The following is a 25,933-nucleotide window of genomic DNA, read 5'->3' as shown; positions in this document are numbered from 1 at the left end:
CGAGTCTTCCCCTCTCCCCCTGTGGGAGAGGGTGGCTCGTCGCGTAGCGGCGAGACGGGTGAGGGGTACCTCTCCGCGCGTGAGCCTGCTGCAGTTGAATTCGCGGAAACAACCCCTCATCCGGCGCTTCGCGCCACCTTCTCCCACAAGGGGAGAAGGGAAGAAGTCGCTACGCCCCTATCCTTCGCAACGCTTCCGCGACCGTCACGATTGGCATGTCGCGCTTCCCGGCGGCCTGCAGCGCATGGCGCATCAGGTGCGGCGTGCAGCCATACGGGCTCGCCGCGTTGGCGACGTCATGACCGTAGAAGATCAGCCATCCGCCGCTCTCGACCGCCTCGTCGAAATAGCGATCGACACCGGCAATATCGATCTCGCAATCGACCAGGGGCGAGGCCCTCAGGAACTGGAGATCGATGACGTCGCGATTGACGCCGGGAAGGATGCCGCGCGCCGAGCGGAAGGTCTTGGCGAGCTGCGGCTTGCGCCACACCGACGCGATGCCATAGGGGTAAGCGAAATTTTCCAGCGTGATCGAGGAATCGATGGCGCGAAAATGGCTGCGGTTTCGCTCGATCTCGCGGGCCATGGCGGCCTCGTCGAGATTGACCGCACTCAGGTGCGAGAAAGTATGGCAGGCAATCTCGTGTCCGGCCCGGTGAAGCCGCACCACGGCGTCGTTTGACAGCCCGTGCCAGTGGTCCGAGGGACGATCGACCAGGCTGCCGGCGAGATAGAACGTGCCGCGGCCGCCATGCTGCTCCAGAAGCCCGGCCCCCTCGCCTGCGGCGCTATCGGGGGCATCGTCGAAGGTAAAGCTCACCATGGGCGCATGCGCGGGCAGCCGGTGCGGCGCGGCGCGGAAATGCCGGGCCAGCCGATTGCTCACGCGTCCCTGGAGTGCCGACCACACGACTCGCATTTCCTGTCTGCCCCGCCCCTCACTGAAGCATTCGTGCGCTGCTCGAGGCAAGCTTCACACTTCGTTAGTCCTAACATCGACCCCGCCGTCCTGACCTATCGTGCAAGCACCGACGCGTCGGTCTCCGCACCGAGATATTGCAGCCAGTTCCGGAACAATGCCGCCGCGGCGCTGCCCGCGGCGATATCGGCACGCAAATTCAGCGCCGGCAGTTCGTTGCTGAGCGCGGGGTGGCGCTGGTGCCTTGCCTGCTTCTCGAAGCGCACCAGCTTCTCTTCGCTCGCAGCGTCAAAATAGCTCACGGGCAAATGCGGATAATTGTCGCGCTCACGCGCGAGGTAACGGCCGACGTCGCGCAGATATTCACGCTGAAGCGACAGCGCGTCATATTCCGGATGGCCCTGGAAGAACACGAAGCGGCTGGCATATTGCCGGACGAAGATGTCGACGCCGGCCTTTGCCGAGCGCGTCAGCACCTGGTAGCCGGCCTGCGCGAGGTCGCTCTCGGCGATCTCGTTGAGACGCGAATGCGGGACCTTGAGCGGCGCAGGCGCGGCCCGCGTCAGCGGATCGCTGGTCACGGCCTCGCAGTCGAAAATGCCGTGACATTTGGCCGACAGCGGCCGCCTTTCGATGCGGTCGAGATGCAGCACCGCGGCATGGGCAGCGAGGCACGACCAGATCGTGGAGCGCGTGTTGACCTTGGCCCAGTCGATCAGCTCGGTGAGGTCGCGCCAGTACGGTTCCTGGTCGAGCTCGGGCGCGATCGGCTCGGCGCCGGTCACGATCAGACCGTCGAACTTGTGGCGCCTGAGTTCGGTGAGTTCCGAATATTCGCTCTCGACATGCCATCTCGCTTCCGGCGAGCGCTTGACCGAGGGCAGCGAGAAGCATTGAAAGCGGACGCGGCGCGGACCTGCTGCGGCTTGCAGCAGCTTCATGAACTGCCGCTCGGTCGCCTTCAGCGCGGGATCCGGCATGTTGTTGATCAGGCCAATGGTGAGCTCGGTGCCGCCGGGCTCGCGCGCCAGATCACCCGCTCGCGGCACCAGCGTCGGGCTCGATATGGCTTGATCCCTGTCGATCAGGATCGTCATCGGCGCGGCCGCCTACTCCGCGGCCTGGAGGCGCGCGGACGGGCAGGCCTTTTCCAGCGCCTGGTCGAGGTCCTCGATGATGTCCTGGCAATGCTCGATACCGATCGACAAGCGGATCGTTTCCGGCAAAACACCGGCGACCCGCTGCTGCTCCGCCGACATCTGCCGGTGCGTCGTCGAGGCCGGATGGCAGGCCAGCGACTTGGCATCGCCGATATTGACGAGACGCGTGATCAGCTTCAGCGCATCATAGAAGGACTTGCCGGCTTCCATGCCGCCCTTGATGCCGAAGGTGAACAGCGACGACGCGTTGCCGTCGAGATATTTCTGCACCAGCGGATAATAGGGGCTATGCGGGAAACCGGTGTAGTTGACCCAGGCGACGCGCGGATCCTTGCGCAGGAATTCGGCGACCTTGCGGGCATTCTCGCAGTGGCGCTCCATGCGCAGCGCGACGGTCTCGATGCCCTGGAGCAGCAGGAAGGCGTTGAACGGCGACAGCACCGAACCCATGGTGCGCTGATAGATGCTGCGCGCGCGTTCGATATAGGCCGTCTTGCCGAAGCGCTCGGCATAGACCAGGCCATGGTAGGAGGCGTCCGGCTTGTTGTAGCCCGGGAAGCGATCGGCGTGCTTGGCCCAGGGGAAATTTCCGGAATCGACGATGGCGCCGCCGAGCGTGGTGCCGTGGCCGCCCAAAAACTTGGTCAGCGAATGCACGGCGATGTCGGCGCCGTAATCGAACGGCTTGAGCAGGATGGGGGTTGCAACGGTATTGTCGACGATCAGCGGCACGCCATGCGCATGCGCGATCTTCGCCAGTGCTTCGATGTCGCAGACATTGCCGGCGGGATTGCCGATGGTTTCGGCGAACACGGCGCGGGTGTTCTCGTCGATCAGCTTTTCGATCGCCTCGGGCTTGTCGCTCTCGGCGAAGCGGCCGGTGATGCCCTGCCGCGGCAGGATGTGCGAGAGCAGCGTGTGCGTGGTGCCGTAGAGCTGCGGCACGGAAACGATGTTGCCGCCGTGATCGGCGACATTGACGAAGGCGAAATGCAGCGCGGCCTGCCCGGTCGCGACCGCAAGCGCGCCGACGCCGCCCTCGAGCTCGGCGATACGTTTCTCCAGCACCGCGCTGGTCGGATTGGCGATGCGGCTATAGCGATAGCCTTCGGTCTCGAGATTGAAGAGCGCCGCGCCGTGATCGGCGCTATCGAAGGCGTAGGCCGCGGTCTGGTAGATCGGCACGGCAACCGCGTGCGTGGTGGCTTCGGGCTCGTAGCCGGCGTGAATAGCGATCGTCTCGTTGCGCATCGTGCCACCTCCGCGTGGAGCGGGCCGCACTTATTGGCCTGTATGAGGCATGTGCGTTGTCCGCCGTCCCTCTGTTAGAGGCGGGTGGTAAAGCGGACAATAATTCGTCTAGAGATCGAGGAAGTAACCCTAACACTTGTTGGGGAATTGGCTAAAATTCAAGTCAAATTGTTAATGAAGGCAGCGACCACGCTGCACTCCCTTCTCCCCTTGTGGGAGAAGGTGGCGCGAAGCGCCGGATGAGGGGTCTCTATCCATACGGCCAAGCTTGCGTTAGCGGAGAGAGACCCCTCACCCGTCTCGCCGCTGCGCGGCGAGCCACCCTCTCCCACAAGGGGAGAGGGAAACAACTTCGCTGCCCTGTCAGTCCATCTGTTCCCACAGCCGATGGGCGAGCACGCCGGCGCGTTTCTCGATCGCGGTCGCCGCATCGAGCGCGAGGTCCTCGCGATAGCGCCCGGCAATGAGCTGCACGCCGATCGGCTTGCCGTCGTGCAGCGCCACCGGCACCACGGCGCCGGGCAAGCCCAGCACGTTGATCGCGGAGATGAAGCGGATTTCGCCCCAGAAAATCTCGCGCACGCGCTCGGGGCTGACAGTATCCTCGCGCGGGCCCGGAATCGGCTTCACCGTGGTCGGTGCCAGCACCACCGGATACTCCTCGAAGAACAGCTGCCAGGCGCGGATATGGCCGTTGCGCGCGGCGGTCGCCTGCATCCAGGCTTTGAGGTCGAGCACGTTGGCCTTGGCTTTCATGCCGCCCCACGCCTTGTGAAAGTCTTCGGACGTCACCTTCAACATGCCCGCTTCCTGCATCACCATCGTCTCGTTGGTGATGATGTCGCACCAGGTCTGCCAGACGCCGTCGATGTCGGGCACCTCGACCTCGCTGACCCGATAGCCGGAACGCTCCAGATGATCGGCGGCCTGGCGCAACGCCGCCGCGACGTGCGGATCGACGTCCATGTCTTCAGGAATCCTGGCGAGCGCGACCTTGATCGGCCCCTTCGGCTTCGGTCCGACCAGCGGCGCCGGCACCCACCAGGGATCGCGTGGATCGCGCTGGCTCATCACCTCCAGCCCGAGCCTGACGTCGGCGACGTGGCGGGCGAGCGGCCCCTGCGCCGACATCAGATGCGCCAGCATCGGCCGTTCGGCGGTTGCGCTTGCGTTGAACGCCGGGATACGCCCCTGCGTCGGCTTGATGGTCGCAACCCCGTTGCAATGCGCCGGCCAGCGCAGCGAGCCGCCGATGTCGTTGCCGTGCGCGATGGTGCCGATGCCGGCGGCGACCGCCGAACCCGCACCGCCCGAGGAGCCACCGCAGGTGATATCCGGATCCCAGGGATTGAGCGTCAGCCCGTGCAATGGATTGTCGGTGAACCCGCGGAAGGAGAATTCCGGCGTGTTGGTGAGGCCGATGACAATCGCGCCAGCTCTCTTCAGGTTGCGCACCACCGGCGAATCCGACGGCGCGATGAGGTCCTTGTTCGCCGGCACGCCGTTGAAATTCGGACGGCCTTCGTAATCGACATTCTCCTTGATCGTGATCGGTACGCCATGCAGAAGGCCGAGCTCGCCGCCCTTCGCGCGCCGCTTGTCGGCCGCATGCGCCGCAGCCAGCGCCTCCTCCGAGAGATCGACGACGACGGCGTTCAGCCTCGGGTTGACGGCACGCATCCGATCGAGATGCGCCTCGACGGTCTCGACCGCGGAGATGGCGCCGGAGCGGATTGCGGCTGCGGTCTCGACCGCCGACCATTGCCAGGGGCGGCGCGGTGCGGACGATTTGCGCGGGGCTGCCTGCTTGACCGGCTTCGTTGCAGCCTTCGCAACCTTGCCCTTGCGAACGGCGCTTGTCTTGGTGGAGGTCTTCGCTGCTTTCTTCGCAGCAGTTTTCTGCCTGGTCGCCGTCTTATTCGCCACGTCGCATCTCCTCACATTGCGCCGCGGAAGTTATGGAGGTCACGCGACCGTGTACAGGCGCGTTTCTGCATGGCGAGCCGTCGCGACGCATTGTGGCGGCCGAAGCACGCGGCAGCGCTCATGCACCTTTGGTTCTTTTCCAACGACGCATGTACTGGTTGAATGATGGAATAAACTGCCGCCAGATTGCCGCATCGCGCCCGGGTTTTGACGCCGCCATTTGGACAGCGACAATTGGAGCATTTGCCTGCAGCTGCATAGCATCGCCATGTCAGCAGCGATCGCCGATGGAAGGGTGTTGCGGACGGGCGAGAGGGACGCAAGGTATAGATTGGCCGGATTGGGCTGATGGCGGAGAGAGTGGGATTCGAACCCACGGTACGGTTTCCCGCACACACGCTTTCCAAGCGTGCGCCTTAAGCCACTCGGCCATCTCTCCGGAGCGCACTCTCTTGAAGGGGCGCCGATGATTTTGCAAGGGATCGCGGGGAAATCGGGTGATTTTTCCGTAAGATGTTGTATTTTATAGATAATATCAGGCGCGGCGCCACCGCTCGGAACCGCCCGCCAACTGAACCGGTGGCGGGTTTGGCGCGACGATTCACTCAAGACCGTCAAACACGTCCGGGGGCACCATGACCATCCGCAACACCATCGCTGCGCTGAGCCTGATTTCGGCCCTTGCCGCCGCCTTCGCCGGACCGGCCGCCGCACAGGTCTGCACCCGGCAAGGGCTCGACGTCAGCTGCGACGACGGACGGCGCGGGATGCTTTCGGGAGACTCCATCCTCTGGCCGGACGGCACGCGTTCGAGCTCGACGCCGCATCAAAGCGTCATCATCGGCAACAAGAGGTCGGTGCATGTCGGGCCAGGCGTGTTCGGCGGCCAAGGCAAGGGCATGGTGCCGCTCGACGATCCGAACGCGCCGAACAAGCGGCAGTGCGCGATTCTGGAGGGCGTGTCGTATTGCTATTGAGGTTCTCGTGTTCGCCCCTGCCCTCCCCGAAAAAACGGGGAGAAGAAGACTAGATCAACCGCACACCTGATATCGCCGACTTGAGCCAGCGCAGCGCTTGCGGCGGCTGGTTGGCGAGCGGCGCGACCGCGGCCTTCTCGGTCCGGCACTTCTCCAGCTCAGCGACGAAATCCGCAGACCATTGCTGGATGGTGTGGCCGCGCAGCTTCTTCATCATCGCATCCCAGCGCATCTTGCGCTCGGTGAGCGGCATCGCGGCAGCGACCGCGATCGCGCGCGCCATGCCGTCGATGTCGTGCGGATTGACCAGCAGCGCGGCGTCGAGTTCGTTGGCCGCGCCGGCGAATTTCGACAGAACCAGCACGCCGGGATCGGCCGGGTTTTGCGCGGCGACGTATTCCTTGGCGACAAGGTTCATGCCGTCGTGCAGCGGGGTCACGACGCCGATCTGCGCGGTGCGGTAGAGACCCGCCAGCACGGCCTGGCTAAAACCCTTGTTGAGATAGCGGATCGGTGTCCAGTCGGCCTCGCCGTGGCGGCCGTTGACGTCGGACACGAGCCGCGCGACTTCGTTCTGCAAATTGCCATAGGCTTCGATGGCACCGCGCGAGGGATTTGCGATCTGCAACAGCGAAATGCTGCGCGCAAATTGCGGATGATCGGTCCAGAGTCGATCGAACGCGCTGATGCGGTTGACGAGGCCCTTGGAATAATCGAGCCGGTCGACGCCGATCGCGAGCCGCTCACCGTTGAGGCTGCGGCGCAGCCGCGACACGTCCGGATGCGACGCCGATTTCGCCGCGTATTGCGCGAACTTCTCGGCGTCGATGCCGATCGGAAACACCTCGCAGCGCGTTCGGCCATGCTGCGAGATCGCAACACCGTCTTCGACGGCGAGGCCGAGTTCGCTCGCGACATAGCCGAGAAAATTCTGGCAATCGTCATGGGTCTGGAAGCCGATCAGATCGTAGGCCAGCATCGCCGTGATCAGCTCGCGATGATTGGGCACGCCCTGCATCACCGCGGCGACCGGCCATGGCGTATGGAGGAAGAAGCCGATCGGATCGTCGACGCCGAGGTCGCGCAGCTCCGCGCCGAGCGCGAGGAAATGATAATCCTGCACCCAGAACGCGGTTTGTGCTTTCCGGAAACGCATCAAGGCGCGCGCCATGAAGGCGTTGACCTCGCGATAGCTGACGTAGTCGTCGCGCGAGACGCGGATCAGATCGCTGCGCGAATGCAGCGCCGGCCACAGAGCCGAATTGGCAAAGCCTTCGTAATAGCCGCCATAGTGCGCCGCCGGCAGATCCAACGTCGCGATCGCGCCCGAACCCAGTGCTTCGATCTCGGCGAACGGCTCCTTTTGATGACCGTCACGCACACGGCCCGAGGAACCTACCCAGATCGCGCCCGAATGTTCTACGACAGGTAACAAGGCCGCCGCGAGACCGCCCGTCATGGGCTCGTTGGGTTTGCCGCGCGCGACGCGATTCGAAACGACGACTAAGTTCACAGGTCGTCCCCTCCTGTTTCATTCCACCCCATTTAACTGCCGTTCATCAATATGGTTCCTGATCATCCTTTGCACCAATTGAAACCAAAATCGGGCGAGCGCGTTGGAACCGGTTTACCTCCAGGGAACCTGACGTTTTCGCTGCACAAACTCGGTTTCGGAACCGTCGGCGCGCAGCACGAAGCGAGCGCGCCAGGGGATTGCGCGCGCGATAATGTGGCTTCGCGATGTCGGCGCCTTATTCCAACCGTGAGTCGTCGAGCAGCTGCGCAAGGAACGCGCGCACATCGTTCGGCGCGTCGAAGTGCCCGTTGACACCCCTGGCGCGGCGACCGACCGAGAAGGCGAGCCCGTCCATGTCGGGCATGATCGCGAACACGGTTTCGTCGGTGACGTCGTCGCCGATGAAGATCGGACGGCGTCCCTTAAAAGGCTCGTGCTTCATCAACTCGCGCACCCCGGTCGCCTTGGTGAAACCGGAATGCTTGATCTCGCAAACGAACTTGCCGGGCAGCACCTCGATCGGCGCATTGGGCAGGTCGGCGCGGATCAGCGAAACGGCTTCATAGATCGCCTTCTCCGCATGCGGCGCAAGGCGGTAGTGCAGCGCCAGCGAATAGCCCTTGTCTTCGAGCAGAATGCCGGGACTGAGCTTGGCAACCGCCGCGAGCCGCCGCTTCAGCTCCTTGTCCAGCGGCGGCGCACCGATGGCATCGGCTTCATTGTCAATGGAAAGCCGCATTTCCGCGCCGTGGCCGGCGACGGCGCGAAAGACATCGGGCGCGAAGATCAGATCGATGTCATTGAGCGAACGGCCGCTGACCATCGCCAGCGCGCCCGAGGTGCGCTCCGTCAACCGGTTCAGTGTTTCCGACAGGCCTGGCGGCACCCACACCTCACGCGGCGTCGGCATCAGGTCGAGCAGCGTCCCGTCGATGTCGAGCAGGATCGCTGTTTCATTGAGATGCGGCACGAGCGCGTGAGGCACCGGCACCGCATCGGGCGCTTCATCGTCGACCATGGTGCGCTTTTGATCCAATTCAGCCAGTTCCGATTTCATAGTCTACTCCATGGAAGCAAGCGGCCGTGCGATTTCTTCGAGCGATCTGCGTTCCGCCGAGACGGCATAGCGCCACGCCACGATCGCGGCCGCGATCATCAGGAATGCCCCCAGCAGATAGCCTGCGAACACGCTCGTGCGTGATCCCGTGTCGATCAGCGCACCGAACAACGCGGGGCCGATCACGCCGCCGATGCCGGTGCCGACCGCATAGAACACGGCGATCGCGAGCGCGCGGACTTCCAAGGGAAAGGTCTCGCTGACGGTGAGATAGGCGGCGCTCGCAGCGGGCGAGGCGAAGAAGAAGATCACCATCCAGGCGATGGTCTGCCCCTGCGCGCTCAAGGCGCCGATCGAGAACAGATAGCCCGACAGCGCCAGCAACAGGCCCGACGTCCCATAGGTGAACATGATCATGGTACGGCGGCCGAGCGTATCGAACAGGCGACCGAGCAGCAGCGGACCGAGGAAGTTGCCGGCCGCGAAGGGGAGCAGATACCAGCCGACGTGATCGGCGCTGATCCCGTAAAAGTCGGTCAACACCAGCGCAAAGGTGAAGAAGATAGCGTTGTAGAAGAAAGCCTGTGCGATCATCAGCACCAGGCCGACCATCGCCCGCTGTCGATAGACCGAGAACAGCGTGTGCACGACCTCGCGGATCGGCGTGTGACTCCGCATTTTCAGGCGAATCTTGGCGAAGCGCGCCTCGCTCGTATCCTGGTCGTGTCCGATCACCGAGCGTTCGATCTCGTCGACGATGGCGTGGGCCTGGTCGGGACGCCCGTGGATCATCAGCCAGCGCGGACTCTCCGGAATCCACATCCGCATCAAGAGCACGACGAGGCCGATGGCCGCGCCGATGAGATAAGCGAGACGCCAGCCGAGATCGGGGCCGATCACCGCGGGATCGAGCAGCACGATAGCCGCCACCGCGCCCATCGCGGCACCGATCCAGAAGCTGCCGTTGATGACGAGATCGGTCCAGCCGCGATAGCGCGCGGGCACCAGTTCCTGGATGGTCGAATTGATCGCGGTATATTCGCCGCCAATGCCGGCACCTGTGAGAAAGCGAAACAGCGCGTAGCTCGCGACATCCCATGACAGAGCGGTCGCGGCCGTCGCCGAGAGATAGAGCGCCAGCGTGATGAAGAACAGCTTCTTGCGGCCGATGCGGTCGGTCAGCCAGCCGAAACCGAGCGCGCCGAGCACCGCGCCCGCAAGATAGGCGGAATTGGCAATGCCGAGATCGAGATTGGAGAAATGCAGGGTGGGACTCTGCTTCAGCGCGCCGGAGAGCGCGCCGGCCAGCGTCACCTCGAGGCCATCCAGAATCCAGGTGATGCCGAGCGCGAGCACGACGCGGGTGTGAAAGCCGCTCCACGGCAGCGCGTCAAGTCGTGCGGGAATGCTGGTTTCGATGATGCGATCGGCCGCGGCCGCCTTCGCGACCGCCTTGGAGACCACAGGTCCATCGTTCGGCGCTGGGCTTCGCTGCAATTCCATCGCGTTGTTGCATCTGACCAATGGACATGGCCCCGGTTCACATGACGTGGACGGGGGCGATCCGATCAAGGGGGTGCGGCATTCCGCCTGCCACCTGCGACAACGTCTGCGGTTAGGGCAGGTTCCCCGTGGAACGACTGTTCGCGCCGCCGGTTTTCGCCGGAGCCGCAAGGAGTTGACGCATGGCTCATGCCAGAAAGACGACACATTCTCGCAGAACAGCGGCGCGCAAGAGCACCAAACGCACCGCACCGAAGCGCTGGTCACAGCGCGTGACGAAGGACAGCGACGCGCTCGACCTCAAACAAGGCGTGTTCAAGCTGACCAGCGCAAAGAAGATCGCGGCTTCGCTGAAGCGCTCGGCCGAGCACAGCGCGCGCCGCAAGACCGGCGCTTACCGCTCAGCGCTGTCGATGCTGACGTTCTACATCAACCGCGCCGGCAAGACGCTGCCGCAGACGCAGCGCACGCTGCTGGAGCGGGCAAAGGTGGAGCTGAAGCGGGCGTTCGGGAGGGAGTGAGCGCTAGGTCGTCCTGGACAAGCGAAGCGCTGATCCAGGACCCATGACCCCAGGAAGCAGTTGGGCGATGACTCGGAGTGGGCAGTTCGCCCGACAACTCCGCCTTGGGGTCATGGGTCCTGGCTTTCGCCAGGACGACATTGGCGGGATTGCCCCTACGCCGCCCGGATATTCCCCATGAAGCGGTCGAGCTCAGCGCGCAGGCGGGTGCTTTCGGACGACAGCGTCTTGGCCGAATGCAGCACCTCTTCCGAGGCCGAGCCAGTTTCGGCAGCGCCGCGGTTGACCTGACCGATGTCGGTGGCGGCGGTCTGAGTACCCTGTGCGACGGTCTGGACACTGCGTGCGATTTCCTGCGTCGCCGCGCCTTGCTGCTCTACTGCGCTCGCAATCGATGTCGAGATCGACGAGATCTGGCCGATGGTCGCGCCGATCTCCTTGATCGCCGCAACCGACTCGGCGGTGGCGCCCTGCATGCCCGTGATGTGCGAGGAGATCTCGTCGGTGGCCTTCGCGGTCTGGCTCGCAAGCGACTTCACTTCGCTGGCGACCACTGCAAAGCCGCGGCCGGCTTCGCCGGCGCGTGCCGCCTCGATGGTCGCGTTCAGCGCCAGAAGATTGGTCTGCTCGGCGATCGCGGTGATGAGCTTGACGACTTCGCCGATCTGCTGGGCGGCATGCGAAAGCTTGCCAATGCGATTGTCGGTCTCCTTTGCCTGCACCACGGCAGCTTCGGCAATGCGGCTGGAATCGCGCACCTGGCGCCCGATCTCCTCGACCGAGGCTGAAAGCTCTTCGGTCGCGGTCGCGACCGACTGCATGTTGCTGGAGGCCTGCTCGGAGACGTCGGCGACCTGGCTCGACAGGCTCTGCGTGGTCTCGGCGGTGCGGGTCAGCGTCGAGGCCGCCGATTCCAGCTGCACGGCGGAGGCCGAGACGTTGGAGACGATGGCGCCAACCGCGCTCTCGAAATCGTCGGCGAAACGGATCAGCTCGGAACGACGGCTTGCGGCCTGCTCCCTGTTCTGGAGTTCGTTGGCGGCAGCATCGCTCTCGGCCTTGGCCACGGCCTGGACCTTGAATTCTTCGACGGCGCCGGCCATCTCGCCGATCTCGTCCTTGCGGCCCAGGCCCGGCAGCACGACGTCGAAATTGCCCGAGGCAAGCTCGCGCATCGCCTTGCACATCGCGATCATCGGACGTGAAATGCCATTGCCCAGCATCCAGGCCAACGCGGCACCAATGGCGAGGCCGCCGAGCGCCATCATCAGCATCGTCCGCTCGGTGTCGCCAATGGTGGCATTGGCGCTCACTTCGATGCGCTGCTGATCCGCCGTCAGCTCCGACCGCAGCTCACCCGAGAGCTTGAGAATGGACGCGGCCGTCTTGGTCATCTCGCCGTTCAGCTTGACGATGACCTTCACGTTCTCGGTCAGCTTTGAAAAGGAGGTGCGGTACTGCTTGAGGAGATTGCTGATCTCGGTAACGCGGTCGGTGATCTTCTGGTCGTTGGCATAGATCGAGACCAGCAAGGTCTCCAGGAATTTGATGCGGGCGATCACGCCGTCGGCGGTCTTCGGCTCCGGCTTGGCGACGAAGGCGCTGACCGAGGTGGAGACCGCCAGATATTGCGATGTGATGTCCTTGGCCGTGCTCTGAACCGAATTCAGGCCCGCCAGTGCCGCGGTATCGGCGAGGTCGTCGAACTTGAACCGGATCTTGTTGCCGACGCTGTTGAGCTCATCGGTCGCGATCTTGCCGTTCTCGCGCGTCAAACCGATGATCTCGCCGAACACCTTGGTAAAGCTCTTGAAGTCGGCCTCGAGCTTGCCGACCTGCTCGCGGCGCGCCGCGCCCGTGGTGGCCGCCGCCGACTTGGCGATCGCGGCCCTCAAATTCTCTTCGGCTGCTTTGGCAGCGGTCTCATCATCGGCCGCGCCGGTCAGCGTGTAGGCCCGCGCCAGCCCCTGGTAAGCGATCAGCTCGCGATCGACCGTCCGCGCAAGGTCCGCTTCGGCGACGCTAGTGCGGTAGGAGGCCACGGCGGCCTGAATCCGCTCGAAGCCGAAATACGCGAAAGCCATGCTGACGGCGAGGATGGCGAGCACCGCCACGAAGCCGAGGATGATTTTTGCGCGAAAACGCAAGGTGAGCAGCTTCGATGTGGTCGGCTTCGACTTGACGGGCATTCCCCCACCCCATTCCATTCGCGGAAAAACCAGGCGCAGCCCGGAAGCAGCCCGCTTCCTGACGCGTGAGCACGGTAAATGGCAAAGGATAAGCGGCGGTAAATTTGTGGCGCCGCAACCGACGGTTAGGTGACGCAGGGTCTGGTCGTCCTGGACAAGCGAAGCGCTGATCCAGGACCTGTTACCCCGGGGAGCAGTTTGGCGATGACTCGGAGTTAGCAGTTCGCCCGACAACTCCGCCTTGGGGTCATGGGTCCTGGCTTTCGCCAGGACGACGGCGGAGTGCGTGACGCGCTTCGAGCTTACGCTGCCCGGATATTCCCCATGAAGCGGTCGAGTTCGGCGCGCAGGCGGGTGCTTTCGGACGACAGTGTCTTGGCCGAGTGCAGCACCTCTTCCGAGGCCGAGCCAGTTTCGGCAGCGCCGCGGTTGACCTGACCGATGTCGGTGGCGGCGGTCTGAGTACCCTGTGCGACGGTCTGGACACTGCGTGCGATTTCCTGCGTCGCCGCGCCTTGCTGCTCTACTGCGCTCGCAATCGATGTCGAGATCGACGAGATCTGGCCGATGGTCGCGCCGATCTCCTTGATCGCCGCAACCGACTCGGCGGTGGCGCCCTGCATGCCCGTGATGTGCGAGGAGATCTCGTCGGTGGCCTTCGCGGTCTGGCTCGCAAGCGACTTCACTTCGCTGGCGACCACTGCAAAGCCGCGGCCGGCTTCGCCGGCGCGTGCCGCCTCGATGGTCGCGTTCAGCGCCAGAAGATTGGTCTGCTCGGCGATCGCGGTGATGAGCTTGACGACTTCGCCGATCTGCTGGGCGGCATGCGAAAGCTTGCCAATGCGATTGTCGGTCTCCTTTGCCTGCACCACGGCAGCTTCGGCAATGCGGCTGGAATCGCGCACCTGGCGCCCGATCTCCTCGACCGAGGCTGAAAGCTCTTCGGTCGCGGTCGCGACCGACTGCATGTTGCTGGAGGCCTGCTCGGAGACGTCGGCGACCTGGCTCGACAGGCTCTGCGTGGTCTCGGCGGTGCGGGTCAGCGTCGAGGCCGCCGATTCCAGCTGCACGGCGGAGGCCGAGACGTTGGAGACGATGGCGCCAACCGCGCTCTCGAAATCGTCGGCGAAACGGATCAGCTCGGAACGACGGCTTGCGGCCTGCTCCCTGTTCTGGAGTTCGTTGGCGGCAGCATCGCTCTCGGCCTTGGCCACGGCCTGGACCTTGAATTCTTCGACGGCGCCGGCCATCTCGCCGATCTCGTCCTTGCGGCCCAGGCCCGGCAGCACGACGTCGAAATTGCCCGAGGCAAGCTCGCGCATCGCCTTGCACATCGCGATCATCGGACGTGAAATGCCGGTGCCGAGCAGGAAGGCGAGGACCGCGCCGAGCAGCGTGCCGCCGACGGCCAGCATCAGCACCAGTTGCTCGGTCTTCCCGATGGTCGCTTCCGATTCGGACTCCAACCGCTGCTGTTCGGCAACGAGGTCCGCCTTCATGGCGGTGGCGCCCTGAAGGATCGCGCCGGCCGAGCCGCTCATCTCGGTGACGAGAGCATCGACCATCTTGGCGTTGGCGATCAGCTTCTCCAGCGATTCCCGATAGGCACCGAGCAATTCCTTGGCGTCCTTCAAGCCGGCGACGATCTTGTCGTCCATGGAATAGACCGCGTTGAGCGAGTTCTCGACGAATTTCAGCCTCGCGAGCGCGCTGGTCGCGATCGCCTGGTCGGATGTCAGCACGAAATTGGTCGCGGCCGCGTTCGCGGTCTGGAATTGAGCATTGACCTGCTTGGTCCCGAACTCGATCGCCTGCGCCTCGGAATCGGAGGCGTTGTTACCGATGTCGTCGAGCTTGTATTTCAGGAGGTTGGCGTTGCGCGTGAGCTGGTTCTGCACCAGCAGCGCGCTGTCACGCTTGGCCTGGAGGACCTTTGCGAAGGTCGCGGAGAAGTTGGAAAACTCCTTGCCGAGCTTGCCCAGGCTCTCCTGGCCCGCCGGCTTCTTGGCGCTCTTGACGGCCTGGTCGATGGCGCTCTTCAGGCCGGTCTCCGCGTCCAGCGCCGCCTTGGCGTCGTCCTCCTTGCCGGTGACGACGAAATATTTGACGGCCGAGCGATAGGCGAGCAGCTCCCGGTCGATGTTGCGGGCGAGATCGGCCTCGGTGACGCTGCTGCGGTAGGACCCGACCCCGGACGAGACCCGTTCGAAGCCAAAATAGGAGAAGGCCATGCTGCCGGCCGAGATCACCAGCACGGCGGCAAAGCCCAGAATGATCTTGGCGCGGAACCTGAGGGTCGGCATTATTGTGCGCTTCGAGGACGACGCGATACGCCCGGACATTCCCACCCCCATTTTCATTCAGCCGAGATCCGGTGGCGCCCCGCCCCCTGACCTGACTGCGCAAAACTAAGGCAGAATCGATAAGGGGCGGTAAATTCGGTGCGCCCACAGCATTTCCGGCTCTATCGGCCAAGGCGGACCCCTTAGACATATAGAGGCTGGCATCCCAGCTGCGGCCCGCCGCCGCGCCCGATCCGGCCGACTCGGCCTCCTCAATCAGTGCTGGCCATTCTGAATCAATGACTTTTCCATGACGCAGGCGACCAAAATCGTAGTTGCAAAGTTCCGGGTCGCTGTCTCTAATTAGAAACAATCAAAATCGATCCCGGGAGGAGTTCAACCGTGTCTACAGTCAAACTGACCGTGAACGGCAAGGCTGTTGCCGTTGACGTCGAGGACCGCACGCTGCTGGTTCAGCTGCTGCGCGACCACCTCAACCTCACCGGAACCCATGTCGGCTGCGACACCAGCCAGTGCGGCGCCTGCGTCATCCATATGGACGGCAAGGCGATCAAATCCTGCACCATGCTGGCGGGACAGGCCGACGGCTCCAGCATTACCACGATCGAAGGCATCGCCAAGGGCGACGAGCTGCACCCGATGCAGGCCGCCTTCCGCGACAATCACGGCCTGCAATGCGGCTATTGCACGCCGGGCATGATCATGTCGGCGATCGACATCGTGCACCGCTATGGTGGCCAGCTCGACGAGGCCACCGTCCGGCACGAGCTCGAAGGCAATATCTGCCGCTGCACCGGCTACCACAACATCGTCAAAGCCGTGCTGGATGCGGCAGGCCGCATGAAGGTCTCGCAGGCGGCCGAGTAAGCGGCCCGCCTCGAAATAAGAACCATCGCCGCCGCTTTCGAGGGAAAGCGCGGTCAAGACAAATTCCGGTCGGGAGGACCAGACATGGGTGTTGAAGGCATTGGCGCGAGCGTCGTGCGCAAGGAAGACAAGCGTTTCATTACCGGCAAGGGCCGCTACGTCGACGACATCAAGTTGCAGGGCATGACCCATGCCCATTTCATCCGCAGCCCGCACGCGCATGCCAAGGTGAAGGGAATCGATTCCTCCGCCGCGCTGAAGATGCCAGGCGTGGTCGCGGTGCTCACGGGACAGGAGATCGTCGACGACAAGGTCGGCAATCTCATCTGCGGCTGGGCCATCACCTCCAAGGACGGCAGCCCGATGAAGATGGGCGCATGGCCGGCGATGGCGCCGGAGACGGTGCGCTTCGTCGGTCAGGCCGTCGCAGTCGTGATCGCCGAGAGCAAAAATCTCGCACGCGACGCGGCCGAAGCCGTGGTCGTGAACTACGAAGAGCTGCCCGCGGTCGCCGATGTCCACGCCGCGATCAAGTCCGGCGCGCCGCAGCTGCATCCCGAAGCTCCCGGCAACCAAGTTTATGACTGGGTGATCGGCGACGAGGGCGCCACCGATGCCGCCTTCGCCAAGGCCGCCAACGTGGTGAAGCTCGACGTTACCAACAACCGTCTTGCGCCGAACGCGATGGAACCCCGCGCCGCGATTGCCGATTACGATGCGGCGGAAGAGCATTTCACGCTCTACACGACGTCGCAGAACCCGCACGTCGCCCGCCTGGTGCTGTCGGCGTTCTACAACATCGCACCCGAGCATAAGCTGCGCGTGATCGCGCCCGACGTCGGCGGCGGCTTCGGCTCGAAAATCTTCATCTATCCCGAAGAGATGGTGGCGCTGTGGGCCTCAAAGAAAGTCGGCCGTCCCGTCAAATGGACCGGCGACCGCACCGAAGCCTTCCTCACCGATGCGCATGGCCGCGACCACGTCACCCATGCCGAGATGGCGTTCGACGCCAACAACAAGATCACCGGCTTGAAGGTGAAGACCTACGCCAATTTCGGCGCCTACATGTCGCTGTTCTCGTCGTCGGTGCCGACCTATCTCTACGCGACGCTGCTGTCGGGCCAGTACAACATCCCGGCGATCCATGCCGAGGTGGTCGGGGTCTACACCAACACCACGCCGGTCGACGCCTATCGCGGCGCTGGCCGCCCCGAAGCGAGCTATCTGATCGAACGTCTGATGGAGACGGCTGCGCGGCAGTTGAAGGTCGATCCGGCCGCGTTGCGCCGGACCAACTTCATCACCCAGTTCCCGCACCAGACGCCCGTGATCATGGCCTATGACACCGGCGACTTTAACGCCTCGCTCGACGCCGCGATGAAGGCGATCGACTACGCCGGCTTTGCCGGGCGCAAGGCCAAGGCGAAAGCCGACGGCAAGCTGCGCGGCATCGGCGTGTCCTGCTACATCGAGGCCTGCGGCATCGCGCCGTCGAAGGCCGTCGGCAGCCTGGGCGCCGGCGTCGGTCTTTGGGAGTCCGCCGAAGTCCGCGTCAACCCGGTCGGCACCATCGAGGTCCTGACGGGATCGCACAGCCACGGCCAGGGTCACGAGACCACGTTCTGCCAGCTCGTCGCGGAACGCCTCGGCGTTCCCATCAGCCAGGTCTCGATCGTCCATGGCGACACCGACAAGGTGCAGTTCGGCATGGGCACCTACGGCTCGCGCTCCGCGGCCGTCGGCCTCACCGCGATCCTGAAGGCGATGGAGAAGATGGAATCCAAGGCCAAGAAGATCGCCGCCCATGCGCTTGAAGCCTCGGAAGGCGACATCGTCATCGAGAACGGCGAGTTCAAGGTGGCCGGGACCGACAAGGCGATCGCCTTCCCGATGGTCGCGCTCGCGGCCTACACCGCGCACAATCTGCCTGACGGGATGGAGCCGGGTCTGAAGGAGAGCGCTTTCTATGACCCGACCAACTTCACCTTCCCGGCCGGCACCTATATCTGCGAGCTCGAGGTCGATCCCGGCACGGGCAAGACCTCCTTCGTCAACTTCGTCGCGGCCGACGATTTCGGCCGGCTGATCAACCCGATGATCGTCGAGGGCCAGGTCCATGGCGGTCTTGTGCAAGGCATCGGACAAGCGTTGCTCGAGCACGCGATCTACGACGCCAGCGGGCAGCCGGTCACGGCCTCGTTCATGGACTACGCCATGCCGCGCGCCGACGACGTTCCCTCGTTCAACCTCTCCCACACCACGACGCTGTGCCCGGGCAATCCGCTCGGCATCAAGGGTTGCGGTGAGGCCGGCGCGATCGGGGCGTCAGCGGCCGTGATCAACGCGATCACGGACGCGATCGGCAAGAACAATCTGGAAATGCCCGCAACGCCTGACAGGGTGTGGCGCACCATCCACGCGGCTTAAGGAGAGGAACGAAGATGTACCAGACCATTTATCATCGCGCGTCCTCGGTTGACGAAGCCGTCGCCCTGTTCTCCAAGAGCAGCGAAGCAAAGTTCCTCGCCGGCGGCCAGACGCTGCTGCCGGTGATGAAGCAACGCCTCGCCAGCCCCTCCGATGTGATCGACCTCGGCAAGATCAAGGAGCTGCAGGGTGTCGAACTCTCGGGCGACGTGTTGACCATCAAGGCCGGCACGACCTATTTCGACATCATGCAGAATGCCGATGTGAAGAAGGCGATTCCTGCAATCGCCTATCTCACCTCGGTGCTCGGCGACCCCGCCGTGCGCTATCGCGGCACGATCGGCGGCTCGATCGCCAACAACGATCCCGCGGCGGATTTTCCCGCCGCGCTGCTCGCGCTCGGTGCCACCGTGAAGACCAACAAGCGGTCGATTACGGCGGATGACTTCTTCCAGGGCATGTTCACGACGGCGCTGGAAGACGGCGAGCTCATCACCGCCGTGTCGTTCCCGGTTCCGGCGAAGGCAGGCTATGAAAAGATGCGCCACCCTGCGTCTCGCTTCGCGCTGACCGGCGTGTTCGTTGCGCAGACGAAGTCGGGCGAGATTCGGGTGGCCGCCACCGGCGCCTCGCAAAGCGGCGTGATGCGGGTCCCTGCCATCGAGGCGGCGCTGAAGGCGAATTGGTCACCGTCGGCGATCGACAGCGTGAGCATTTCGGCGAGCAATCTGCTGGCCGACATCCACGGCACGGCGGAGTACCGCGCCAACCTCATCAAGGTGATGGCGCAGCGCGCGGTGGCTGCCGCACGCTGATAGCGCCTCGACGCAAATTTTCCGCGGCGCGCACTTCGGTGCGCGCCGTTTTTATTTGGCCGTGCGGATGAAAGCGCTTGCCTCACTGGCGTGAAGGCGAGAAAAGTTAATCAGCCAATTAACTCGCCCACAGAGGAATGTCCGAGGCGATTGCCGAACAATCGGCATCCGCCCACGACCCGAGGAAACAACAAATTGCTCGACAAATCAGCCCCCACCTCCTCCGTTCGCGCCTCCGGCCCGCTCGCAGGCTTCCGCATCGTCGAATTCGCCGGCATTGGACCGGGCCCGTTCGCCTGCATGATGCTGGCCGACATGGGTGCTGAAATCGTCACGCTCGATCGGGTCGGCGCCAGGAAGAACATGAAGTCGGTCGCGGGCCGCGGCCGCAAGGTGATCGAGCTCGATCTCAAGGACAAGGCGGCGATCGCAGAGGTGCTCGATCTGCTTGCGAATGCCGACGCGCTGGTCGAGGGTTTCCGTCCCGGCGTGATGGAGCGGCTCGGCCTCGGCCCTGACGTGGTGCTCGCGCGCAATCCAAAGCTGGTCTACGGCCGCATGACCGGCTGGGGCCAGCAAGGCCCGCTCGCCAATGCCGCCGGCCACGACATCAACTACATCTCCATCACCGGCGCGCTTGCCGCGATCGGCACGAAGGAAGCGCCGGTGCCGCCGCTCAATTTGGTCGGCGATTTCGGCGGCGGCGCGCTCTACCTCGTCGTCGGCGTGCTTGCGGCGCTGCTGGAGGCCTCGCGGTCAGGCAAGGGTCAGGTCGTCGATGCCGCGATGTGCGACGGCGCGGCATCGCTGATGTCGTTCTTCTTCGACATGACCACGCTCGGCCGCTGGACCGAAGGCCGCAATGAAAATTTCCTTGACGGCGGCGCGCATTTCTACGGCGTCTACGAATGCGCCTGCGGCCATTTCGTCTCGATCGGCTCGATCGAGCCGCAGTTCTACGCGCTGCTGCGCGAGCACGCCGGCCTGACCGACGCCGATTTCGATGCGCAGATGGACCGCAACGCATGGCCCGCGCTGAAGGAAAAACTGAAGACGGTATTCAAGAGCAAGACGCGCGAGGACTGGTGCAAGATCATGGAAGGCACCGACATCTGCTTTGCGCCGGTGCTGACCATGTCGGAAGCGACCGAGCATCCGCACATGGTCGCCCGCAACGTCTTCGTCGAGCGCCACGGCGTGAAGCAGCCGGCGCCGGCGCCGCGCTTTTCGCGGACGCCATCGGCGGTGCGCGAGCCGGAAGCGGCGGAGATCGGCGCGGTGACGAAGGCGTGGGCGGAGCGTTAGGAGCTGCAAGATCTCCGCTGCCGCACCACACTCCGGGTCGTCCCGGCGAAGGCCGGGACCCATAGCCGCGACATTTGGTTTGGCGAAGACTCGGGGTTACCGCCTGCGTGCAACAGCCACTCCCTGGGGGTATGGGTCCCGGCCTTCGCCGGGACGACAGCTGTTTTGACGCGGCAGTCTGCCAAAAAGCCGCGGCCTACGCGGCATCCACCTTCAGCACCCCGCGCCGGATCTGATCCTCCTCGATCGATTCGAACAGCGCCTTGAAATTGCCTTCGCCGAAACCGTCGTCGCCCTTGCGCTGGATGAACTCGAAGAAGATCGGGCCGATCGCGTTGGCCGAGAAGATCTGCAGCAGCACCTTGGTCTGGCCGCCGTCGACCACGCCTTCGCCGTCGATCAGAATGCCGTTGGCCTGAAGTCGCGCGACGTCCTCGCCATGCTTGGGTAGGCGCGCGTCGATCCGTTCGAAATAGGTCTCGGGCGGCGCCGGCATGAAGGGCAGGCCGGCTTCGCGCAGGCCCTCGATAGTGCTGTAGATATCGCGGCAGCCGCAGGCGATGTGCTGGATGCCTTCGCCGCGATAGATATTGAGATATTCCTCGATCTGGCCGGAATCACCGGCGTCCTCGTTGATCGGAATCCGGATCTTGCCGTCGGGGCTTGTCAGTGCCCGCGAGAACAGGCCTGAGGCGCGGCCCTCGATGTCGAAGAAGCGGATCTGGCGGAAGTTGAAGAGCTTCTCGTAGAAGCCGGTCCAGACGTCCATGCGGCCGCGGTGGACGTTGTGGGTGAGGTGATCGAGATAGAAAAGGCCGGCGCCGGCGGGACGCGGATCGCGCACGCCGAGCCATTCGAACTCGCTGTCATAGGCCGAGCCTTTGGCGCCGTAGCGATCGACGAAGTAGAGCAGGCTGCCGCCGATACCCTTGATAGCGGGGACGTCGAGCGTCTTCTGCGCAGAGGACACATCGGCAGGTTCGGCACCGAGCGAAATCGCGCGGTCATAGGCCTTCTTCGCATCGACGACGCGAAACGCCATCGACGGCGCGCAGGGGCCGTGCGCGGCGACGAAATCGTGACCGTGCGTGCCGGGCTCCTCGTTGACGAGGTAATTGATGTCGCCCTGGCGATAGACCGTGATCTTCTTCGTTCTGTGGCGCGCGACGGGCGCATAGCCCATCAGCTTGAACAAGGCGTGCAGCTGTTCCGGATCGGGATGCGCATACTCGACGAACTCGAACCCGTCGGTGCCCATCGGATTGTCGGCGCTGATCGTGGCCGGCGGTGCATCGTGCGGAAACGGACCCATGGTGCTCTCCCAAATTGCTGCTGCCATGAATTATCCTTCACAGGGCCCGCAATGAACGTGCAAATGGGACGTCATTTGGCTATATTGTGCACGATCTGTGTATAAAATGGACAAACTGCGCATGACTTTGGTGGATGCCTTCGACCTCAAGATCCTGGGCGCGCTCCAGGACGACGGCCGCCTCACCAACCAGGAACTGGCCGACCTCGCAGGCCTCTCGGCCTCGCAATGCTCGCGCCGGCGGATGCGGCTGGAGGAGGAGAAGGTCATATCAGGCTACCACGCCGATCTCTCCAGCGAGGCCCTGGGCTTCGGCGTGGTCGCCTTCATCCAGGTGACGCTGGCGACCCACTCGCCGGACAACTCGAAACGCTTCCGAACGCTGGTCAATCGCATCGACGAGATCCAGGAGGCCTATTCGCTCACGGGCGACGCCGACTATGTGCTGAAAGCCGTGCTGCGCGACCTGAAGGGTCTCTCCAATCTCGTCAACGACGTGCTGATGCCGCACCAGAGCGTGGCGCATGTGCGCTCATCGATCGTGCTCGACAGGCTGAAGGAAAGCACGCGTTTGCCGCTGAAGGAAATCAAACCCGGCTGAAATCGAGGGAAATCCGGCATTCGCCCTGCGCGCGCGATCTGCGATGATCCCGGCCAATCTGCAGAGACTGAGCATGGCCCTCCAGCTTCGACCGAACTGCGAATATTGCGACCGCGACCTGCCCCCGAACGCAACCGATGCGCGGATCTGCTCCTATGAATGCACCTTCTGTGCGGACTGCGTGGAGACGAAACTCTCCAACGTCTGCCCGAACTGCGGCGGCGGTTTTGCGCCGCGCCCGATCAGGCCAACGCAGGAATGGCGACCGGGCGTGTGCACGACCAAGCAGGCGCCGTCGGACAAGCGGGTGCATCTGAAGTACAGCCTGGAGGACGTCGCGGCGCATTGCGCGCGGATACGCGAGGTCCCGTCGGAGAAGCGATAGGCTTAGGGAGTCATTCCGGGGCGATGCGTAGCATCGAACCCGGAATCTCGAGGTTCCGGGTCTGGTCCTACGGACCATCCCGGAAGGACTGAGATTACTCCGTCGCCAGAATCGTCCCTTCGACCTCGCCAAAGCCGACGCGATAGCCCTCGCCCTGACACCAGCCGCGCATGACGAGGCTGTCGCCATCTTCCAGGAACGTGCGCTTCACGCCGCCGGGCAATTCGACCGGCTCGGTGCCGTTCCAGCTGATCTCCAGCAGGCTGCCGCGCTGGTTCTTCTCCGGGCCGGAAATGGTGCCGCTGCCGAGGAGGTCGCCGACATTCATGGCGCAGCCGGAGGAGGCGTGGTGCATCAGCTGCTGCACCGAGGACCAGTACATGTACTTGAAATTGGTGCGGCTGATGCCGGACGGCGCGTTGGCTCCGGCTGCGCGCAAGGAGACGTCGAGTTCGAGATCGTAGTTCTGCGGCTTGCCCTGCTTGAGGTAATCGAGCGGCACTGGCTCTTGCTGCGGCCCGTTCAGCCGAAACGGCTCCAGCGCCTCGCGCGTCACCACCCACGGGCTGATCGAAGTCGCGAACGCCTTGGCGAGGAACGGGCCAAGCGGCACATACTCCCATTGCTGGATATCGCGCGCGCTCCAATCATTGAGCAGCACGAAGCCGAAGATCATCTCCTCGGCTTGTTGCTCCGTGAGCATGCCGCCCATCGGCGAGGGCTGCCCGACCACGACACCCATCTCCAGCTCGAAATCGAGCCGCTTGCACGGTCCGAAGCTCGGCGCCTCCACATTCGGCGGCTTGAGCTGCCCGCGCGGACGCTTCACCTTGGTGCCCGAGACGACGACGGTCGAGGCACGGCCGTTATAGGCGATCGGCATATGCAGCCAGTTCGGCTGCAGCGCATTGTCCTTGCCACGGAACATCACGCCGACATTTGTGGCGTGCTCCTTCGACGAATAGAAATCGGTGTAGCCGGAGACCGCGAATGGCAGATGCAACCTCGCATCGCGCATCGGCACCAAGGCCAGCTTGCGCAGCTCCTCGTTGTCGCGCAACTCGGGATGATCGGCACGCAGCAGCTCGCTGATCCGCGCCCGCGTCTTCGCCCAGACCTTTGGCCCCAGCGTCATGAAAGCATTGAGCGACGGCGTCGAGAACACGCCGAGCGGGCCGACGTCGAGCCGCGAGTCCTGCTCGAGCTCCCAGAGATCGAGGACGTGATCGCCGATCGCCACGCCGACGCGCGGCGTCGGATTGGCCGCGGTCGAGAACACGCCGTAAGGCAGGTTCTGGATCGGGAAATCCGAGGCGGGATCGACGTCGATGAAGGAGCGGAGGCTGGGATCGTTGGGGTGTGTGGTCACTTTTTCACGCTGTCCTTTTTCCTTCTCCCCTTCTGGGAGAAGGTGGCGCGAAGCGCCGGATGAGGGGTTCTATCTGCGTGTCCGAATGAGAGAGGCTTGTTCGCGGAGACAGACCCCTCACCCGTCTCGCCGCTGCGCGGCGAGCCACCCTCTCCCACAAGGGGAGAGGGCAAGAGCGCTACGGCTGGCTCGGATCGAACCGCTTCTCGAGGCCCTTCCAGCAATCCGCGTAGTCGTCCTGCAACGTCGCGGAATTCGCGGCGTGCGCGGTGACGCGCTGCGCGTAGCGGGTCTCGAACATGAAGGCCATGGTGCCGGTCAGCTTGACCGGCTTCAGCTCGCCGTTGCTGGCGTGCTCAAAGGCATCGCGATCGGGGCCGTGCGGCAGCATGCAATTGTGCAAGCTCATGCCGCCCGGCACGAAACCTTGCGGCTTGGCGTCGTAGACGCCGTAGATCAGGCCCATGAACTCGCTCATGATGTTCATGTGATACCACGGCGGGCGGAAGGTATTGTCGGCGACCATCCAACGCTCTGGGAAGATCACGAAATCGATATTTGCCGTGCCCGCGGTCTCCGACGGCGAGGTCAGCACGGTGAAGATCGAGGGATCGGGATGATCGAAGCCGATCGCACCGACCGGCGAGAAGCTCCGCAGATCATATTTGTACGGCGCATAATTGCCGTGCCAGGCGACGACGTCGATCGGCGAGTGGGGCAACTGCGTCTTGAACAACGATCCGCCCCATTTCACGAACAGCTCGGTCGGCGTGTCCTTGTCCTCGTAATGCGCGACCGGCGTCAGGAAGTCGCGGGCATTGGCGAGGCAATTGGCGCCGATCGGCCCGCGCTCCGGCAGTGTGAAGGCGCCGCCGTAGTTTTCGCAGAGATAGCCGCGCGCCGGTCCGCTCGGAATCTCCACGCGGAATTTGACGCCGCGCGGAATCACCACGATCTCGCCGGGCTCGGCGTCGATGCGACCGAATTCGGTGACGATACGAAGATTGCCCTGCTGCAGCACGAACATCAGCTCGCCGTCGGCATTGTAGAAGTGCTGGTCCACCATCGACTTGGTGATGAGATAGACATGGGCGGCCATGCCGGCCAGGGTGTTGACGTCGCCCGCGGTGGTCATGGTCTGCACGCCCTGAAGGAAAGTCATGTCCTCCTTCGGGATCGGCGCCGGATCCCAGCGCAATTGCGCGATCGGCAGATCGTTTTCATGGCACGGCGCCGAACGCCACAGGCCGCCGTCGGCCTTCTCGAAACGACCCGAATGTTTCACCGACGGGCGAATGCGATAGAGCCATGAGCGCTCATTGCTGCCGCGCGGCGCCGTGAAGGGCGAGCCGGAAAGCTGCTCGGCATAGAGACCGTAGGCACAGCGCTGCGGCGAGTTGCGCCCGATCGGCAGCGCGCCTGGCAGCGCCTCGGTCTCAAAGCTGTTGCCGAAGCCGGACATGTAGCCCGGCGTAACCTGCGCCGAACTGCGGATGATCTGATCGGGCGAGGTGTTGATGTTCATTT

20 protein-coding genes and 1 tRNA gene are annotated in these 25,933 nt (G+C 63.9%); 8 read left to right on the top strand and 13 right to left on the bottom strand.

The features are described 5' to 3' along the window. Window positions 1-169: 169 nt before the first annotated feature. From ABIC03_RS29720 to ABIC03_RS29700, 5 genes are all read right to left on the bottom strand, one after another. Window positions 170-913: a polysaccharide deacetylase family protein gene (locus tag ABIC03_RS29720; RefSeq protein ID WP_354063348.1), complete on the bottom strand. Its 744-nt coding sequence runs from the start codon at window positions 911-913 to the stop codon at window positions 170-172. A gap of 104 nt (window positions 914-1,017) precedes the next feature. Continuing rightward, complete coding sequence (metA, locus tag ABIC03_RS29715; protein ID WP_354063346.1) at window positions 1,018-2,019, bottom strand: homoserine O-succinyltransferase MetA; 1,002 nt, start codon at window positions 2,017-2,019, stop codon at window positions 1,018-1,020. Window positions 2,020-2,031: 12 nt separating this feature from the next. Beyond that, on the bottom strand, window positions 2,032-3,333 hold the full coding sequence (locus ABIC03_RS29710) for an O-acetylhomoserine aminocarboxypropyltransferase/cysteine synthase family protein (protein ID WP_275172685.1): 1,302 nt from the start codon (window positions 3,331-3,333) through the stop codon (window positions 2,032-2,034). Window positions 3,334-3,696: 363 nt separating this feature from the next. Next, window positions 3,697-5,259: an amidase family protein gene (locus ABIC03_RS29705; protein ID WP_354063344.1), complete on the bottom strand. Its 1,563-nt coding sequence runs from the start codon at window positions 5,257-5,259 to the stop codon at window positions 3,697-3,699. Window positions 5,260-5,608: 349 nt separating this feature from the next. Beyond that, window positions 5,609-5,698, bottom strand: a tRNA-Ser gene (locus ABIC03_RS29700). Window positions 5,699-5,894: 196 nt separating this feature from the next. Here ABIC03_RS29700 and ABIC03_RS29695 point away from each other — a divergent pair. After that, the gene (locus tag ABIC03_RS29695; RefSeq protein WP_354063342.1) at window positions 5,895-6,236 is read left to right on the top strand and encodes a hypothetical protein; all 342 of its coding nucleotides are present in this window, start codon (window positions 5,895-5,897) and stop codon (window positions 6,234-6,236) included. 49 nt (window positions 6,237-6,285) lie between these two features. On the opposite strand, the gene ABIC03_RS29690 is transcribed toward ABIC03_RS29695, so the two are convergent. From ABIC03_RS29690 to ABIC03_RS29680, 3 genes are all read right to left on the bottom strand, one after another. Next, a complete protein-coding gene (locus tag ABIC03_RS29690) occupies window positions 6,286-7,749 on the bottom strand; it encodes a trehalose-6-phosphate synthase (RefSeq protein WP_275172682.1) in 1,464 nt (487 codons plus the stop codon). Between the two features lie 238 nt (window positions 7,750-7,987). Then, window positions 7,988-8,809, bottom strand: a complete 822-nt coding sequence (gene otsB / locus ABIC03_RS29685) for a trehalose-phosphatase (RefSeq protein ID WP_354063339.1) — start codon at window positions 8,807-8,809, stop codon at window positions 7,988-7,990. 3 nt (window positions 8,810-8,812) lie between these two features. Further along, complete coding sequence (locus ABIC03_RS29680) at window positions 8,813-10,312, bottom strand: MFS transporter (RefSeq protein WP_275172680.1); 1,500 nt, start codon at window positions 10,310-10,312, stop codon at window positions 8,813-8,815. Window positions 10,313-10,494: 182 nt separating this feature from the next. Here ABIC03_RS29680 and ABIC03_RS29675 point away from each other — a divergent pair, with 182 nt between their 5' ends. Further along, entirely contained in the window at window positions 10,495-10,833 is a 339-nt protein-coding gene (locus ABIC03_RS29675; RefSeq protein ID WP_354063337.1) for a DUF3175 domain-containing protein, read from the top strand. Between the two features lie 155 nt (window positions 10,834-10,988). On the opposite strand, the gene ABIC03_RS29670 is transcribed toward ABIC03_RS29675, so the two are convergent. Then, the gene (locus ABIC03_RS29670; protein WP_354063335.1) at window positions 10,989-13,022 is read right to left on the bottom strand and encodes a methyl-accepting chemotaxis protein; all 2,034 of its coding nucleotides are present in this window, start codon (window positions 13,020-13,022) and stop codon (window positions 10,989-10,991) included. Between the two features lie 302 nt (window positions 13,023-13,324). Next, window positions 13,325-15,364 carry a methyl-accepting chemotaxis protein gene (locus ABIC03_RS29665; RefSeq protein ID WP_354063333.1) on the bottom strand — a complete coding sequence of 680 codons (2,040 nt, stop codon included), beginning with the start codon at window positions 15,362-15,364 and terminating at the stop codon, window positions 13,325-13,327. Window positions 15,365-15,706: 342 nt separating this feature from the next. On the opposite strand from ABIC03_RS29665, the gene ABIC03_RS29660 reads away from it, so the two are divergent. The 4 genes from ABIC03_RS29660 (at window position 15,707) to ABIC03_RS29645 (ending at window position 20,739) form a co-directional block, all read left to right on the top strand. After that, window positions 15,707-16,192, top strand: a complete 486-nt coding sequence (locus ABIC03_RS29660; RefSeq protein ID WP_354063331.1) for a (2Fe-2S)-binding protein — start codon at window positions 15,707-15,709, stop codon at window positions 16,190-16,192. 84 nt (window positions 16,193-16,276) lie between these two features. Further along, the gene (locus ABIC03_RS29655) at window positions 16,277-18,619 is read left to right on the top strand and encodes a xanthine dehydrogenase family protein molybdopterin-binding subunit (RefSeq protein ID WP_275172675.1); all 2,343 of its coding nucleotides are present in this window, start codon (window positions 16,277-16,279) and stop codon (window positions 18,617-18,619) included. Window positions 18,620-18,633: 14 nt separating this feature from the next. Beyond that, entirely contained in the window at window positions 18,634-19,434 is an 801-nt protein-coding gene (locus tag ABIC03_RS29650; protein WP_354063328.1) for an FAD binding domain-containing protein, read from the top strand. 195 nt (window positions 19,435-19,629) lie between these two features. Continuing rightward, window positions 19,630-20,739 (top strand): CaiB/BaiF CoA transferase family protein, encoded by a 1,110-nt coding sequence (locus ABIC03_RS29645; protein WP_354063326.1) that lies wholly within the window; start codon window positions 19,630-19,632, stop codon window positions 20,737-20,739. A 196-nt stretch (window positions 20,740-20,935) separates the two neighbouring features. On the opposite strand, the gene hppD is transcribed toward ABIC03_RS29645, so the two are convergent. After that, window positions 20,936-22,051, bottom strand: coding sequence for a 4-hydroxyphenylpyruvate dioxygenase (gene hppD, locus ABIC03_RS29640; RefSeq protein ID WP_354063691.1), 1,116 nt, complete (start codon window positions 22,049-22,051; stop codon window positions 20,936-20,938). A gap of 121 nt (window positions 22,052-22,172) precedes the next feature. On the opposite strand from hppD, the gene ABIC03_RS29635 reads away from it, so the two are divergent. Next, window positions 22,173-22,652: an Lrp/AsnC family transcriptional regulator gene (locus ABIC03_RS29635; protein WP_007599049.1), complete on the top strand. Its 480-nt coding sequence runs from the start codon at window positions 22,173-22,175 to the stop codon at window positions 22,650-22,652. Window positions 22,653-22,725: 73 nt separating this feature from the next. Beyond that, window positions 22,726-23,037, top strand: a complete 312-nt coding sequence (locus ABIC03_RS29630) for a DUF1272 domain-containing protein (RefSeq protein WP_354063324.1) — start codon at window positions 22,726-22,728, stop codon at window positions 23,035-23,037. A 94-nt stretch (window positions 23,038-23,131) separates the two neighbouring features. Here the strand turns inward: ABIC03_RS29630 and fahA are convergent, their stop codons facing one another. Both fahA and hmgA read right to left on the bottom strand, forming a co-directional pair. Next, on the bottom strand, window positions 23,132-24,406 hold the full coding sequence (fahA, locus tag ABIC03_RS29625; RefSeq protein WP_354063322.1) for a fumarylacetoacetase: 1,275 nt from the start codon (window positions 24,404-24,406) through the stop codon (window positions 23,132-23,134). A 178-nt stretch (window positions 24,407-24,584) separates the two neighbouring features. Next, complete coding sequence (gene hmgA, locus ABIC03_RS29620) at window positions 24,585-25,931, bottom strand: homogentisate 1,2-dioxygenase (RefSeq protein ID WP_354063320.1); 1,347 nt, start codon at window positions 25,929-25,931, stop codon at window positions 24,585-24,587. Between the last annotated feature and the right edge of the window lie 2 nt (window positions 25,932-25,933).

The sequence above is a fragment of the Bradyrhizobium sp. RT6a genome (assembly GCF_040547675.1).
Classification (GTDB): Bacteria; Pseudomonadota; Alphaproteobacteria; order Rhizobiales; family Xanthobacteraceae; genus Bradyrhizobium.
Note: the sequence above shows the minus strand (reverse complement) of the source record. Positions and strands in the feature narration are given on the sequence as shown.